At 59.2% G+C, this 12,699-nt stretch carries 15 protein-coding genes and 1 pseudogene; 11 read left to right on the top strand and 5 right to left on the bottom strand.

Features of this window, described 5'->3' with window-relative positions; translation table 11 throughout:
* Nucleotides 1-183: 183 nt before the first annotated feature.
* The 7 genes and pseudogenes from AB4Z25_RS29215 (at nt 184) to AB4Z25_RS29185 (ending at nt 5,036) form a co-directional block, all read left to right on the top strand.
* Complete coding sequence (locus AB4Z25_RS29215; protein WP_142843300.1) at nt 184-1,398, top strand: tyrosine-type recombinase/integrase; 1,215 nt, start codon at nt 184-186, stop codon at nt 1,396-1,398.
* Nucleotides 1,395-2,342, top strand: coding sequence for a tyrosine-type recombinase/integrase (locus AB4Z25_RS29210; protein WP_112518764.1), 948 nt, complete (start codon nt 1,395-1,397; stop codon nt 2,340-2,342). Before AB4Z25_RS29215 ends, AB4Z25_RS29210 begins: the two co-directional genes overlap by 4 nt.
* Entirely contained in the window at nt 2,339-3,100 is a 762-nt protein-coding gene (locus tag AB4Z25_RS29205; RefSeq protein ID WP_442210533.1) for a tyrosine-type recombinase/integrase, read from the top strand. The genes AB4Z25_RS29210 and AB4Z25_RS29205 overlap by 4 nt, the downstream gene beginning before the upstream one ends.
* 111 nt (nt 3,101-3,211) lie before the next feature.
* A pseudogene (locus AB4Z25_RS29200) lies at nt 3,212-3,508 on the top strand (zincin-like metallopeptidase domain-containing protein); the annotation flags it as partial.
* 83 nt (nt 3,509-3,591) lie between these two features.
* On the top strand, nt 3,592-3,837 hold the full coding sequence (locus tag AB4Z25_RS29195) for a type II toxin-antitoxin system prevent-host-death family antitoxin (protein ID WP_112390680.1): 246 nt from the start codon (nt 3,592-3,594) through the stop codon (nt 3,835-3,837).
* Entirely contained in the window at nt 3,830-4,225 is a 396-nt protein-coding gene (locus tag AB4Z25_RS29190) for a hypothetical protein (protein WP_112390679.1), read from the top strand. The genes AB4Z25_RS29195 and AB4Z25_RS29190 overlap by 8 nt, the downstream gene beginning before the upstream one ends.
* A 499-nt stretch (nt 4,226-4,724) precedes the next feature.
* Nucleotides 4,725-5,036, top strand: a complete 312-nt coding sequence (locus tag AB4Z25_RS29185; RefSeq protein WP_112390678.1) for a DUF736 domain-containing protein — start codon at nt 4,725-4,727, stop codon at nt 5,034-5,036.
* Nucleotides 5,037-5,084: 48 nt separating this feature from the next.
* On the opposite strand, the gene AB4Z25_RS29180 is transcribed toward AB4Z25_RS29185, so the two are convergent.
* Both AB4Z25_RS29180 and AB4Z25_RS29175 read right to left on the bottom strand, forming a co-directional pair.
* Nucleotides 5,085-5,363, bottom strand: coding sequence for an HU family DNA-binding protein (locus tag AB4Z25_RS29180; RefSeq protein ID WP_112390677.1), 279 nt, complete (start codon nt 5,361-5,363; stop codon nt 5,085-5,087).
* 55 nt (nt 5,364-5,418) lie between these two features.
* On the bottom strand, nt 5,419-5,712 hold the full coding sequence (locus tag AB4Z25_RS29175) for a WGR domain-containing protein (protein WP_112390676.1): 294 nt from the start codon (nt 5,710-5,712) through the stop codon (nt 5,419-5,421).
* Between the two features lie 149 nt (nt 5,713-5,861).
* On the opposite strand from AB4Z25_RS29175, the gene AB4Z25_RS29170 reads away from it, so the two are divergent.
* Entirely contained in the window at nt 5,862-6,083 is a 222-nt protein-coding gene (locus tag AB4Z25_RS29170) for a hypothetical protein (RefSeq protein ID WP_112390675.1), read from the top strand.
* Between the two features lie 9 nt (nt 6,084-6,092).
* Here the strand turns inward: AB4Z25_RS29170 and AB4Z25_RS29165 are convergent, their stop codons facing one another.
* Nucleotides 6,093-7,283 carry a DUF1173 domain-containing protein gene (locus AB4Z25_RS29165; protein ID WP_112390674.1) on the bottom strand — a complete coding sequence of 397 codons (1,191 nt, stop codon included), beginning with the start codon at nt 7,281-7,283 and terminating at the stop codon, nt 6,093-6,095.
* A 274-nt stretch (nt 7,284-7,557) separates the two neighbouring features.
* On the opposite strand from AB4Z25_RS29165, the gene AB4Z25_RS29160 reads away from it, so the two are divergent.
* Nucleotides 7,558-7,722: a hypothetical protein gene (locus tag AB4Z25_RS29160; protein ID WP_310301170.1), complete on the top strand. Its 165-nt coding sequence runs from the start codon at nt 7,558-7,560 to the stop codon at nt 7,720-7,722.
* A gap of 63 nt (nt 7,723-7,785) precedes the next feature.
* Here AB4Z25_RS29160 and AB4Z25_RS29155 read toward each other — a convergent pair whose 3' ends face one another.
* Entirely contained in the window at nt 7,786-8,205 is a 420-nt protein-coding gene (locus AB4Z25_RS29155; RefSeq protein ID WP_112390673.1) for a hypothetical protein, read from the bottom strand.
* On the bottom strand, nt 8,202-8,912 hold the full coding sequence (locus tag AB4Z25_RS29150; protein WP_112390672.1) for a ParA family protein: 711 nt from the start codon (nt 8,910-8,912) through the stop codon (nt 8,202-8,204). Before AB4Z25_RS29150 ends, AB4Z25_RS29155 begins: the two co-directional genes overlap by 4 nt.
* Before the next feature lie 467 nt (nt 8,913-9,379).
* On the opposite strand from AB4Z25_RS29150, the gene AB4Z25_RS29145 reads away from it, so the two are divergent.
* Nucleotides 9,380-9,784, top strand: coding sequence for a plasmid mobilization protein (locus tag AB4Z25_RS29145; protein WP_442210524.1), 405 nt, complete (start codon nt 9,380-9,382; stop codon nt 9,782-9,784).
* On the top strand, nt 9,784-12,030 hold the full coding sequence (locus AB4Z25_RS29140) for a relaxase/mobilization nuclease domain-containing protein (protein ID WP_112445790.1): 2,247 nt from the start codon (nt 9,784-9,786) through the stop codon (nt 12,028-12,030). The genes AB4Z25_RS29145 and AB4Z25_RS29140 overlap by 1 nt, the downstream gene beginning before the upstream one ends.
* Nucleotides 12,031-12,699: the final 669 nt, after the last annotated feature.

The raw sequence follows: 12,699 nt of genomic DNA, 5'->3' as shown, positions 1-12,699 counted from the left end.
AAATCCATAATGCCGACCGCCGGATTATGCCGATAAGGGTGGGAATGCGCCGACGTTCGCAACGATTCCGGCGCATCCTGCGCGGCATAATCAGAGCGATCATTAAACCGCGAAGCTGATCTGCAATCAAAAATGCGGAGACGATGAGATCATGTGGGGGCGCCTTCAACAAAGGAGCACCATATGAAGTCCGAACTCAAAAATACTGCCGCTCAGAAATTGCCCTCCTCACTCGTTGAGGAGTTTTTTGATCGTCTTCGCAGCGAAAGATACTCTCAAAATACGATCGGCGGATATCGCCACGCAGTCCAACACCTCAGCACGACAGTCGCAGAAAACGGCCTCGAATGGCAAACGCTGACCCCGGATGACGCCGTTGCCCTGGTGAAGCCAAAGTCGAGAAATGCTTGCTATCGCCTAAAGGCGTTTGTCCGTTTCCTTGGTGAGAAGGGCTTTGCTGCGCCACTTCCAGAACCCAGCGAAGCCGAACTTGCCCGCAACTCGCTCCGTGCCGAGTTCGAGGAATATTTGCGGACTCAACGGGCCATGAGCGAGCGCACGATCCGACATGCCTCCTATATGGCGAGGCGCTTCCTCGCGTTCCGATTTGGCGAGGCCCGAGACCAACCCGGCGAAATCGCCGTTAAAGATATCTCGGACTTTCTTGCCGATGTTCTGGATCGCAAATCGGCCTTCCGCGACAAAACCCTCTCCACGCACCTGCGTTCCTTCTTCGGCTTTCTCTTTCAGACTGGGAAAACGCAGACAAACCTCGCAAAGGTGGTCCCGCGGGTTGCCATCCGGCACGGCACGAGACTGCCTCGACATTTAAAGCAGGATGACGTCGAAGCCGTGCTTCAAGACGTCGGCAAGGTGAAAAACTCGCCAAAGCGCGATTATGCGATGCTTCTGCTGATGGCACGATACGGATTGCGGGCCCCCGAAGTCATTGCAATCCAACTCGACGATATTGATTGGCGGGCTGCGGAGATTATTGTCCGCGGCAAAGGACAGTTGCACGACAGGCTTCCGCTTCTGCCCGACGTCGGGGCGGCGATCGCAGACTACCTCCAGTCAGAGCGTCAAGGTCAGACCCGCGACCTCTTCGTGTCGTCCCGGCCACCTCACAAGCCATTCAAGGACTCGCAGCGACTGAACCAGCTTCTGCGTGGCGCCTATGAAAGATTGGGCATGAAGCCGCCGGTACCATACGTCGGCTCGCATATCCTCCGCCATAGTCTGGCGACGAACCTACTGGAACAGGGTGCGTCGCTGAATGAAATCGCCGACACGCTGCGGCATCGATCTCGAACGACGACGCTCAAATATGCCCGACTGGATGTCGAAGGGCTGCGAACGATTGCAAGGCCGTGGCCGACAGCGGAGGACGCCGCATGAGCATGCTATCGGCACAACTGAACACCTATCTCCAAATCCGCCGCGGCCTTGGCTTCTCTCTTCGGACAGATGAACGCATCCTCCGTAGATTTATTGACTTTGTCTTATCGGAAGGCTCCGAGTTCCTTGAGCGAGATCATTTTGCGCGATGGATGAAGAACTTCGGCGTGGCCGGTCAATATACATGGTCCCGCCGGTTCGGCATTGTCAGGCTGTTCGCAGCCTGGCTGCACGCAAATGACAGCCGGCATAAGATCCCGCCGGCAAATCTGATCCCGCATCGCAAGCGGAGGCCAAAGCCCTTCATCTACACGTCGGGTGAGATCGCTCAGCTCCTTGATCAGGCTGCTATGCTACCTTCGGTAAATGGCATCCGGCGGCTGACGTACCCCACGCTCTTTGGCCTGATTGCGGTCACGGGGCTTCGCATCAGCGAGGCCTTGTCGCTTGATCGCGCCGATATCGACTTCACGCAAGAGATCGTGATCGTCCGCAACGGCAAATCCGGTAAGCAACGGATTGTCCCGTTCAGCCCAAGCACCTCCCATCGGCTTCAAAGCTACGCCCGTGAGCGCGACCGGCTCTGCGAGGGGCGGCCCGTTCCCTTCTTCGTCGACGATCACGGTAGACGGATCAGCGACTGCGCGGCACGCTATAACTTTGCGTCGATCTCCCAAGCCGTTGGCTTGCGCCAGCTTCAACGGTTCCAGCGGCATGGGGTCGGCCCGCGAATCCATGACTTACGCCACACATTCGCCGTCCAGACGATGATCGACTGGTATCGACAGGGCCTGGACCCCGACCAGGAAATGATCAAGCTCACGACAATGCTCGGCCATGAGAGCGTGTCTCATACCTACTGGTATATCGAAGCGATTCCGGAACTCCTGGAACTGGCATCCCGCAGGGCGGAGCTTTCCCTTGAACGGGAGGTACGCCCATGAAGCCTTCGCGCCTTCCCACACTGGTCCAGCGTTTCTTTACCGAGCGGCTGACCGAGCAGGTCAACGCAAGCCCCAATACGATCGCAGGCTACAGGGATACGTTCCGGCTCCTCCTGATGTTTGCAAGTGGGCAACTAGGCAGGCCGCCGACCAAGCTCGCGGTCGAGGATATCGATGCGGCATTGGTCGGAAACTTCCTCAACTACGTAGAGGCTGACCGAGGCAATTCCGCACGCAGTCGGAATACCAGGCTTGCCGCCATACGCTCCTTCTTCCGGTTTGTCGCGATGTTGGAGCCTGACCTGCTCCGGCATTGCCAAAAGGTTTTAGACATGCCGAACAAGCGTTATGTGAAGCGAAGCATCGACTTCCTCGAAAGACACGAAATCGATGCGATTATCGCTGCCCCGGACAGATCGACATGGGCCGGCCGGCGAGACCATACCCTTCTCGTTCTCACCCTTCAAACCGGTCTACGAGCATCCGAGCTCATATCCTTGCGCACATCAGATATTGTTCTCGGAACCGGCGCCCATATCCGGTGCCAGGGCAAGGGGCGAAAGGAGCGCAGCACGCCGCTTCGGCGCGACACGGCGAGGCTTTTACAAGCGTGGCTGCATGAATGCCGTGGCAATGAAACGGACATCGTGTTCCCAACGATCCGCGGGACCCGCATGAGCAGAGACGCGCTGGAGCGCTCAAAACCTTCGCGTTATAAGCCAAGCGACAAGCTCCTCGCATTCCTCGAAACACTCTGATTATGCCGAACAGGATGCGCCGGAATTCGTTGCAAACGTCGGCGCATTCCCACCCTTATCGGCATAATCCGGCGGTCGGCATTATGGGTCTTATGCCGATATCGGCATAAAATCCACTGGACGGGGCCATCACATCGCGTGAACCGCGATCTTTCCCGCTACGCGAAAGACCGCTCCGAGCGGGCGCGCGAGGAGCTGATCGCCGAACTCGGCGCGGCGTTTCTCGCCGCCGATCTCGGCATTGTCCCGGACCTTGAGCCGCGGCCCGACCACGCAAGCTATCTCGCGTCCTGGCTTGAGGTGCTCCGCGGCGACAAACGCTTCATCGTCCAGGCTGCAGCGCAGGCGCAAAGGGCCGTGGCTTATCTGCATGCGTTGCAGCCCGGTTCCGCCAAGATGGCGGCATGACGTGTTGCAAGTCGGTTTCTGTCGCAGCCGACTTGCATGAATTACCTAGAATACGTATTTTACGTAGGTGAATGGAGGTTCTCATGAAGCAGTTTTCGTTTTCCGATATGAACCGGGCCTCCGGTGAAATCCTCGAGGCAGCATTGATCGAGCCGGTCGCGCTTACCAAGCGCGGCAAGGAGAAACTCGTCATTCTGACGGCGGAACAGTATCGGCGCCTCCTCGGCGGCTCGCACACGCTCGCCTACGGCCTCGACGATGCCCCGGATGCCGTCCATGCAGAACTGATGACCGGCCTCGACGCGCTGCTCAAGGACGATCATGTTTGATGCGGGCGACGTCGTCCATTTCCATTATCTCTGGAAACGACAGGCCGATGCCGGCGAGGAAAGCGGCCGCAAGGCCCGCCCCGTCTGCGTCGTCGTGCGGACGCCCGATGTCCCGGGCGCCGTTTTCCTCTTCGCCATCACCTCGCAGGCCCCGCATGAGGATCGCCTGTTTTTGCCGATCAGCCAGATCGAATGCCGCCGTGCCGGCCTCGATTTTCCCTGCTGGATCATCCTCGACGAATATAATCGCGTCGAGCTCGACAAGGCTTTCGACTTCGAAACAAGCAGGCCACTCGGCAGCTTCAGCCCGGCCTTCCTGAAAAACATCGCACGCACCGTCAAGGATGCAGCGGCAAGCAGCAGGCTGGCGACGGTGAACCGATCATAGCCGGTGGCACCGTCGCGAGTTCCGGCATCAGGCCGATCACGTCGGCTCCGTCCTGAATTCCTATTTGGCACATCGGAGCGAAGTCACGCGGCCAGCCTCTGGTGCCTTCAATTCCCGATACTGGGTATGCTTGGCAACGCCGTCCGGAATCACGCCGGACGCTGACGGTGCCATGGTCGGGCCCATCCTCAAGCTACGGCTCGCCCACCGCGGTCTCGATGCGGCTTGTCTGACCAAAAAACGCCTCGCGGGCTCGGCTCGATCGTCTTCCCGCAACGGCTTGCTCGTTTTCTTCCCCTGGCCACGCCCACCCCATATGACCGGTCATGTGGGGACCCCGGATCTGCGGCCATTCCTCGCGAGACAAGAAAGCCTCGGCTAATTGCCGTCCTCCACTTCGTTTCAGCCACAAGGGGTGCGGTCCGATCGTTTCCGGTCTTGTCGACAGCCATCGAGGCCGCGATGGGCGCGGCACGAGCAACTGAAAAGGATCAAGACAATGGCAACCATCGGCTCATTCACCGCTTCCGAAAACGGCTTTTCCGGCACCATCAAGACCCTCAACCTCAACGTCAAGGCCAAGATTATCAGGGTCGAACGCTCCTCCGACGACGCACCGGACTTCAGGGTTCTGGCCGGCAATGTCGAGTTCGGTGCCGGCTGGCAGAAGCAGGCCCGTGAAACCGAGCGCGACTACATCTCGGTCAAGCTCGACGACCCGAGCTTCCCCGCCCCGATCTACGCGACCCTGACGGAAGTCCAGGGGCAGGAAGGTCTGCAGCTTATCTGGTCGCGCAGCACGCGCCGCTGACGAATTGACCCGAAAGCCCCGCTCGATCCGAGCGGGGCTTTCGGTGTGTCACTTGTTAAGCGCATCCTTCAGCGCTTTGGCCGGCTGGAAGCTCAGCTTCTTGGCGGCTGCGACCTTGATGGTCGCACCCGTGGACGGGTTGCGCGCTTCGCGCTCGGGCGTCGCCCTGACCTTGAACTTGCCGAAGCCCGGCAGCGAGGTCTCGTTGCCGGCAACCGCAGCCTCGGTGATGGAGGCGATCACCGCCTCGATGATCATCTTGCCCTGCGCCTTGGTGAGACCATGCTCCGCTGCAATCTTGTCTGCGATTTCGTTTGTCGTGGTCATTTGCTTCTCCGCATCATTAATGGTCGAGAATCCCTGCCATCGGCGACGATCGTTGTCATCGACGCGGTGCAGCAAAAGCACTTGGCCATGCCGGATTTCCACAACTACCGACCGATTTATAGCCTTTCGTCTTCTTCCTGCGTGCAATGGCCAGGAAGTGGATAGCCGCTTCCCGTTCGCTGTCGAAGACTTCGCTTTTCTCGCCGCCCGCCTTGCCGATGCGTCCCCATGAACGAACGACCGAGGCCTCGCCGAACAATGTCGGCTGAATAGAGATGGCGTAGTATCGAGCCATGTTCCGGGTGGCATCGATGCGCTGGCAGTAGAGATGGAATGGATAGTTCGGCATTTAGGCAAGGTCGCCGAATTGGGTCGCCTCCGTCCAACGAGAGTTTTGAATCGATCACTGAGGTTCGATTCACATCGGTGATGATTTCTGGCTATCGGCGCTTTCTCCCGATAAAGGCCGTTCACCATTAAAGAAAGGGGAGCGTCGTCGTGCAAGAGGCAATCAAGATCGACAATCGTGGTGATTTCGGGCTCTGGGCGATCGAGGTGGCAAAGCTGATCGTCAGTGAGGAAGGGTTCGAATTGGCACGGGCTGCCCGCGACGGCTCCGAAGATGACGTCCGCGCGGCAGGCGCCGCACTCGGCCAGGCGATCACCAATGCACTGCTCGAAGTCTACGACGGTCTCCTTGAAGGCGCGTCGGCCGAGTGATCGCCACGATCACGTCGGGATTGGCGGCATATCGCCCTCGACCACGCGCCAGACCCAGGCGCCAAGATCGGGCCGCGCTTCTATCATTTTCTTGAGTGCTTCCTCAAAATCAGCGCCGGCCGACGGCGGCACGATGTAGAGCGCATGCGGCCGCGGTTTCGTCTCCAGCAGCATCGCGTTGGCCAAAGGTCGGTTTCGGCCAAGGTTGAAACGCAGACCCTTGACCGACTTCAAGCGTAACCGCGTCAACCGCCCGACGAGTTTTTGCTCGAAAGCATTTTCGATCGGCAGCCACTGTTCACTGACGCACATCAGCGCGATCTCGTCGATGGTGACGATCCCGGCTTTGCCGCTGCCGATCGTCGCGATCAGCATCAGGTGCAGGTTTTCCCCGCTTTGCCAGAGAGCAAATTCCGCTTCGAAGCGGCGCTGCACGCTCTTCCAGGCCGTGTCTTCAAGATAAAGCCGGAAGCCCGGCATATGCTTGACCACCACGAGCCGGCCGTCTCTCGCCTCCGTAAATTCCTTGACCTCGCTGACAAGCAACATCAGGCGCTTCGGACCTTGCTGGAAAAGACCAGCCATCTTCTGCGCCCGCCTGTGTTCGATCGCTGTCTTATCCTCGGCCCTGAAAGGCTCGGGAATGAGCAACCGCTCCGACAGGCTCTCGCCGCGCACCGCCATGTTGCCGGCGGCCTCCAGCAGATGATGATAGACCTGCCACCAGTGGCGCTTTCCGGCCCAGTGCGCGGTCCATTCGGTCAGGCCGCTCTCATGCCACAGGAAATGCAACAGGGCGCGTAGCGACAGCTTTCTGCTTTCCGCTTTCACGCTTTCGCCGGTAGGTTCCGGTACGCCGGGACGATTGCTCCCGGCGCGCTTGGAAAGGGAAAAATCAAGCTTCAATGAGGCTGACCCGAGAGAGGCATCCATCTGGATTGCACTTCCCATCAGCGGGCCGAGCCCGGACAATTCGTAGGGCGGTTCATAGGAGGGACATGCTGGGTCATGGCCTTCACCGGAAAGCGGCATGCGCTTGATGACCAGTTGATTGCCGATATCTGCGATGTACATCGGCGCCGCCTGCTCACGGCAGAGACACAGCGGTCGGACTTTGGCGCGGTAGGCGCGGGCCAGCAGTCCCGCGAAATCCGGGTGATCCTCATCGCATTCGACACTATCGAACCGGAACCGCCTCATGGCAACGGCTGCCCGCAGCGGCCGATGGCAAGCAGGAAGGGGTGCCCAACGAGAGGGAAACCTGTCTGCTCAGACCGGGCGATTGTGCCGGGTGGGAAGAGCCAGCTCAAGGCCGCGCGGCCCCTCCGATTTTCTCTCCGTTCCGTTTCACTGCACTTCGACAAAATCGGTTCCTCCGCGCGCCGGCTCCGCCGGTCGTGTTCCACGAGCCTGGACCTGCCTCTCCCCACCCTGCGTGCCGCCGTCATCTTCCACAAACGTCAAGGAGACGACGATGACCATCGACCAGCATATCGAAGAACTGCGCGCTGAAGCCCGTAACGCCGAAACCACCTGGGAACGCCGGGCGCTTGAAGCCGAGCTCGACCTGGCGCTGGCCGAGCGCGAAGTCATCTGGGCCGAACTCGACGGCCGCATCGAGGTCGAGCCCCCATTTTGAGGCGGCCCACGGCGCGCTTGATCTGGACACGCCGGATCGACCGGCGTGTCCAGATGCTGCTGTTCAATAGCCGTTGTCTTCGAGATAGGTTTCAATGGCAGCCTGCATGATAACCGTCATCTTCACTTCGTTTTCATGAGCCGCTCTCACGAGACGCGCCTTCATCTCCTGCTCCAGCGGCACATTGACGTAAAATTTGATGGCGCGGTCTTTGGCGCGCTTCAGGCTTTTCAGGCGCCGCCGGGTATCGTCCTGATCGGCAGCCCGCTTTGCGCTTCGCCGTTGCCGCTCGTCTTCGGGAAGGCGCGGAAGCGCCGTTTGGCGGCCGCGGTCATTGTCGAGAGGCGCCGGAGCCTGATCGTGCAAATCGGCGGCTTGCTCGTCAGCGGCAACCTCAAGCCGGCCTTCGTTTGTATCCTGAACTGCAGGCTTTCGGCGTGGCGCGAGAGAGAACTGCTTGAAGTCGATCGCCCCTTTGTTCATGCCGCCGCCTCAGCCGGTCCGGCCACCTGGCGAATGTCGATCTCATCGACCAGCGCCTTTACTTCGAGACGCGCCTTCCGGACTGAGTCTGTCACGTCCTGCATCTGGAGTGTCCCGAGGCCGTTCTGGATCTCGCGATAGATATTGCGTTCGTAAAGCTCGGTTTCCAGAAGCATCGTATGGTAGTGCGCATCGAGAAGACCTGCCACGAACGGCCGGATGTAGCGATAGGCTTCAAGATTGCGGCCGGGCAGCGTGATACGGGTGCGCACGTTCATATGCACGATCGATAAACCGAGGCGATCGTTGATGTCGTTCACCTCAGCGACGGTTTGGCCGGCGGCCTCGATTTCCTTGATGCCCGGCTGTACCGGTGAAAGGACCACGTCCGACGATCGAATGATCGTCGTCTGCAGCACGCTATCGACACCGGGCGCATCGATCAGGACGACATCGAAAAAGCTGGCGAGCTTCTTCAGGAAATCGTCGATTGCCCGTTGGGTCGCCGCAATCGTCACCTCGATATTATCCGGTACATTGCCCTTGCTGTGGCAGAGCTTCCACCAGCCGGCCAGATTTTGACGGCTGTCGGCGTCAATCATCAGGACGCGCTGATCCGATAGAGCGTATTCGCCGGCAATCAACGTCGCCATCGTTGTCTTGCCGGCGCCGCCCTTGTTACTGACGACTGCATAGGTCCGAGGCATGACCTTCTCCCGCTACGGAACTGTTTCGGCGCCATGCTCGAAATATGAACTATAATAGGTCAAAAATTGCAGACGTCCAGTCGCTTTTTGCTTGGGTGCATCACATCCCAGATCATCCACTAGGTAGTCCGATGACACTCTTTCGAAGCATTGTCTCATATCTTGTGGAAGATCATCCGCACCCCATGAGTCCTCTAATTTTCACTATATAACTTTCACTTTCCTCTTTCCAGCAACGCTATCGATGTTTCACACGAGTTGGTCATGTGATGTGGAAGGGTCAAACTTCCGATGAGTGTTACGAGTATGAATGTGGCCTTTACGGTGCCAGGTTAAGTTTGGCTTTTATGAACTGAAATAGGTTATATTGGTTTGGCAGGATACGCAAATTTGTGATACAAATTTGCTGACGATCGGCGGACGGGCCGCCGATGCCGCCTGCGGCGAACACGTGAAGAGACGACGGCATGGTCGAAAATGGAAGGTCACGACCTGCGGTGCCTGCTGTCAAGGAGCGTAAGGAGCGTGTCGTCCATGCGCGTTTTTCCGCGCCAGAGCTCGCCGCTGTCGAAGTCGCAGCCAGGCAGTCGGAGATGTCGGTGTCGGCGTTTATGCGCTCATTGACGCTTGATGGTGCCGGCATCTTACCGTTCCTGTCGGAAGACGATCGGGTGGTTTTTGAGCTTCTTCATCGTGACCTGCGGGCCATTGGAGTGAACCTCAACAGTCTCGTTCGGCGCTCGTATCAACGTTCCGTTCCGGCAGACGCCATCGCTGACCTGCGCGAGCTGCAGCCCCTTGTCGCGGGCCTTGCTCTTGAGTTGCAGCGTCTCGCCAGCCGGCCAGGCCGTAGGATTGGACGTCGGGACTGATGGAAATTTTTCTCGGCGCCTTTACGGCGGAATGGGAGCAGCGCCGAGCGGCATACCTGCACGAGCGGTTGATCGGCCGAAATTCTCCCAGTGAGGAGGAAGAGCGCCGGCGGCGGGGAGTTGCTTCAGGCGGCGGCGTTGGCGGCCGTCTCAATGTCGGCGGGAGAGCCGCACGTGAAGGCCTCGCGTGGCCCGGGCCGGCGCCGCGTTCGATGGCAACACGGTTTGCCGGACTTGCCGGCGGAAGTCAGCCCGCGGTCGTGAAGATGACATCGTTCGGCGGCGGCGGACGCCTGGGCGCCATGGCGAGCTATATCTCTCGAAACGGCGATGTGGCGATGGAAAATCAGGCGGGCGAAGAACTGCGCGGCCGGGGGGCGGTCGCGGGCCTTTCTGAGGACTGGGCGCACCTGATGGGCAACCGTGCCGAGAGCCGCGACATCGGGACATTTCGTATCGACGTCAAGCGGAGGCCCGATGAAGGGCAGGCGCTGGACGCGTGGGCCCGCGATATCGTGAGTACGGCGCTGGGAAAGCGCTCGTTTGCATTCGCCGTGCAAGAGCGTCAGGACCATTACCGGATCGATGGTGTTGCCGTCTTGCGAGACCGGGCCGGCGAGCGGCTGACAGCTGATGAAAAGGCGCAAGAGATCGTTCAGGCGCGAATGTCGGAAAACGGGGGCCGATCGGCCGAGTTCCATTTTACCGGCTATGGCAATGGCGTCGAATATGGGACCGCACGTTTGCGCAAACTCGTCGAGCGAGCTGACGGTGGCGTTCGAGACAATCGCGGGGAGACGATAACGGACGCCAAACTGGCGGGCGATCTGGTGCAACTGCAGTGGAGGGGCGAACTGCATAGCCGCAAGCCGCGCGATGTAATGCACCTTGTCATGTCCGCGAGGGCCGGAACCGATGTCGAGGCTTTTCGCGCGGCGGCCCGAGAGTTCCTGGCGGCGGAGTTTGGTCAGCACCGGTACGTTTTCTCTCTTCATGATCCAGGTCAGGATCCCAAAACCGAGTCGGCCGGCGGTAAGCGACCGCACGTCCATGTTCACGCAATCGTTGCCATGCGATCCGAGGACGGCGAACGTGTCGAGACATCGATCGCATCTTTCCGGCGCTGGCGCGAAGGTTTGGCGCAGCATGCCCGCGAGCATGGTATACGGATGGAAATGACCGATCGCCGTGATCAGGCGAATGCTGCCTCCTATACCAAAAATCAGGTTCGCCCGATCAACCGGGAAGGCCGCACCGAGCATGTGGGAACGTCCGATAGCGCTGCGCGCCGATACGATAGAAAACGGCGCGAGGTCGTGACCTCAACGAGAACCTCAAAAAGCCAAGCCTATACTGAAACAGTTCACGGTGCCTGGGAAGACCTCGCACGAGACAGTGACGATATCGGCGCGTCTGAATTTGCAAAAAGCAGGATTTTCCGGGTTAATACAGCACTTGGAAGGCGAGAGTTCGTCGCCGAAAAGCAATCGGGCGAGCGCGAAAACGGCTCGCAATTCCAAACCAAATTGGTTAGTATTTTTGAGGTTGCGGAGATCGAAAACATGAGCACCATGACACGATCGGAATTCGAGGCGTACGAAAAACGCGTTGAGACCGCCCTTTTCCAGGCGGAGCGGATCATGCCGCGGGATGATCGGAGCAATTTCGAGGAAATTGCCGCGGCCGCCCGGGAGCACGTCGATGTTCGTCGCGAGATGATGGAACTGGCGGAGCAGGTTGAGGATCGCGCGCCAAGCAGCGGGTCGGCCAGACCGGACGACGCCAATCGTCAGTGGGATGAGGCTGTTGCACGCCACGGGCCCGAAGCCGTCGAGGTTGGAAACAACATCATGGTCGAGGTCGAATATTATCGCGAGCGGATCGAATTGGCTGACGATGACGAAATTCGAGCCGATAAGGCGTCCTTGCAGGCGAGCTTGAACTTTGAGATGGCGACGGCAGCCGAGCTCGGCGCCTCGGGCAATAGCTATCTGCGCGAGATTGCAGAGGCTGACGAAGAACTGCGTGTGGCAATCGCAGCGGCCGAGCGCTCGCGCAATCGGGCGAAGGACCGCGCCGACGATGACCGAGCTGGACGCGCAAATGGTTACGGTGAACAAGACGCGTCGCTGCATGGAAGTGGCGGCGAAAATCGAACCGTCCCTGCCAAACAGCTCGTGCCGAGATCGGAAGAGCTTCAGCACGAGGCCGAGCAAAAACGCGATCGGGACGAACAGGAACGATAGGGGAATGCGGCATGCACCCGAAATTATCATGGGCAGGCTGGAGCATGAGAGGCGGATCGTTCGCTACGCCTGCTCAACGCGCGCGTCTCCGCCTTTCTCGACCATTTGAAAAGCTCATTCCCCGACGGGACGCCGGATGAACTTTCGGCCTTTATCTACGGATGATTTCGGGACACGGGAAAGGCGTCCAGCATACTTCGCCGTGCGCATAGCCCATCCGTTCGCGTCCCATCGCGCACTGCCGTTGTAGCTTTGCAAAGCCCGCGCTCCTGAGCCGAACTGCTCGACGAGTAACGTCCGCTTGAATCTGTCACTGCAATCGGAGCGTACCTTCTTTTGGAAGTTTCAAGATCGCGTCCGTAAAGTTGCGTGGATCGAAGGGGGCACACAAGGTGAAGGCGGGTGTGCTTCCTTATGCTATCATGGCTTTGGTTGCCGCGATGCGGGGATAGTCTCGGAAGTCATCGAATTTGTGCCGATTGATGAAAGCGAATGTTTGAAATACCCGGTGGTCTCCCTAGCGCCGATATCGTTGAAAAACTCGCCGCATTAGCTGCTCATCCGCCCATTTTGATTTTCCGGGCGGAGTACCAACGCGTTTCTGCCCCGCGCCTCGGCGCAGGGTCTCAATTCATGCCGCTCTCATGCGGCAATGACGCCATATGACGT

The organism is Rhizobium sp. RAF36 (assembly GCF_052114105.1).
In the GTDB taxonomy this organism is placed as follows: domain Bacteria; phylum Pseudomonadota; class Alphaproteobacteria; order Rhizobiales; family Rhizobiaceae; genus Rhizobium.
This window is presented reverse-complemented; position numbering and strand designations above follow the sequence as displayed.

Coding starts and splice junctions, on each gene's coding strand:
- AB4Z25_RS29215 (WP_142843300.1), top strand. CDS start 184: ATGAAGTCCGAACTCAAAAATACTGCCGCTCAGAAATTGCCCTCCTCA.
- AB4Z25_RS29210 (WP_112518764.1), top strand. CDS start 1,395: ATGAGCATGCTATCGGCACAACTGAACACCTATCTCCAAATCCGCCGC.
- AB4Z25_RS29205 (WP_442210533.1), top strand. CDS start 2,339: ATGAAGCCTTCGCGCCTTCCCACACTGGTCCAGCGTTTCTTTACCGAG.
- AB4Z25_RS29195 (WP_112390680.1), top strand. CDS start 3,592: ATGAAGCAGTTTTCGTTTTCCGATATGAACCGGGCCTCCGGTGAAATC.
- AB4Z25_RS29190 (WP_112390679.1), top strand. CDS start 3,830: ATGTTTGATGCGGGCGACGTCGTCCATTTCCATTATCTCTGGAAACGA.
- AB4Z25_RS29185 (WP_112390678.1), top strand. CDS start 4,725: ATGGCAACCATCGGCTCATTCACCGCTTCCGAAAACGGCTTTTCCGGC.
- AB4Z25_RS29180 (WP_112390677.1), bottom strand. CDS start 5,363: ATGACCACGACAAACGAAATCGCAGACAAGATTGCAGCGGAGCATGGT.
- AB4Z25_RS29175 (WP_112390676.1), bottom strand. CDS start 5,712: ATGCCGAACTATCCATTCCATCTCTACTGCCAGCGCATCGATGCCACC.
- AB4Z25_RS29165 (WP_112390674.1), bottom strand. CDS start 7,283: ATGAGGCGGTTCCGGTTCGATAGTGTCGAATGCGATGAGGATCACCCG.
- AB4Z25_RS29160 (WP_310301170.1), top strand. CDS start 7,558: ATGACCATCGACCAGCATATCGAAGAACTGCGCGCTGAAGCCCGTAAC.
- AB4Z25_RS29155 (WP_112390673.1), bottom strand. CDS start 8,205: ATGAACAAAGGGGCGATCGACTTCAAGCAGTTCTCTCTCGCGCCACGC.
- AB4Z25_RS29150 (WP_112390672.1), bottom strand. CDS start 8,912: ATGCCTCGGACCTATGCAGTCGTCAGTAACAAGGGCGGCGCCGGCAAG.
- AB4Z25_RS29145 (WP_442210524.1), top strand. CDS start 9,380: ATGGTCGAAAATGGAAGGTCACGACCTGCGGTGCCTGCTGTCAAGGAG.
- AB4Z25_RS29140 (WP_112445790.1), top strand. CDS start 9,784: ATGGAAATTTTTCTCGGCGCCTTTACGGCGGAATGGGAGCAGCGCCGA.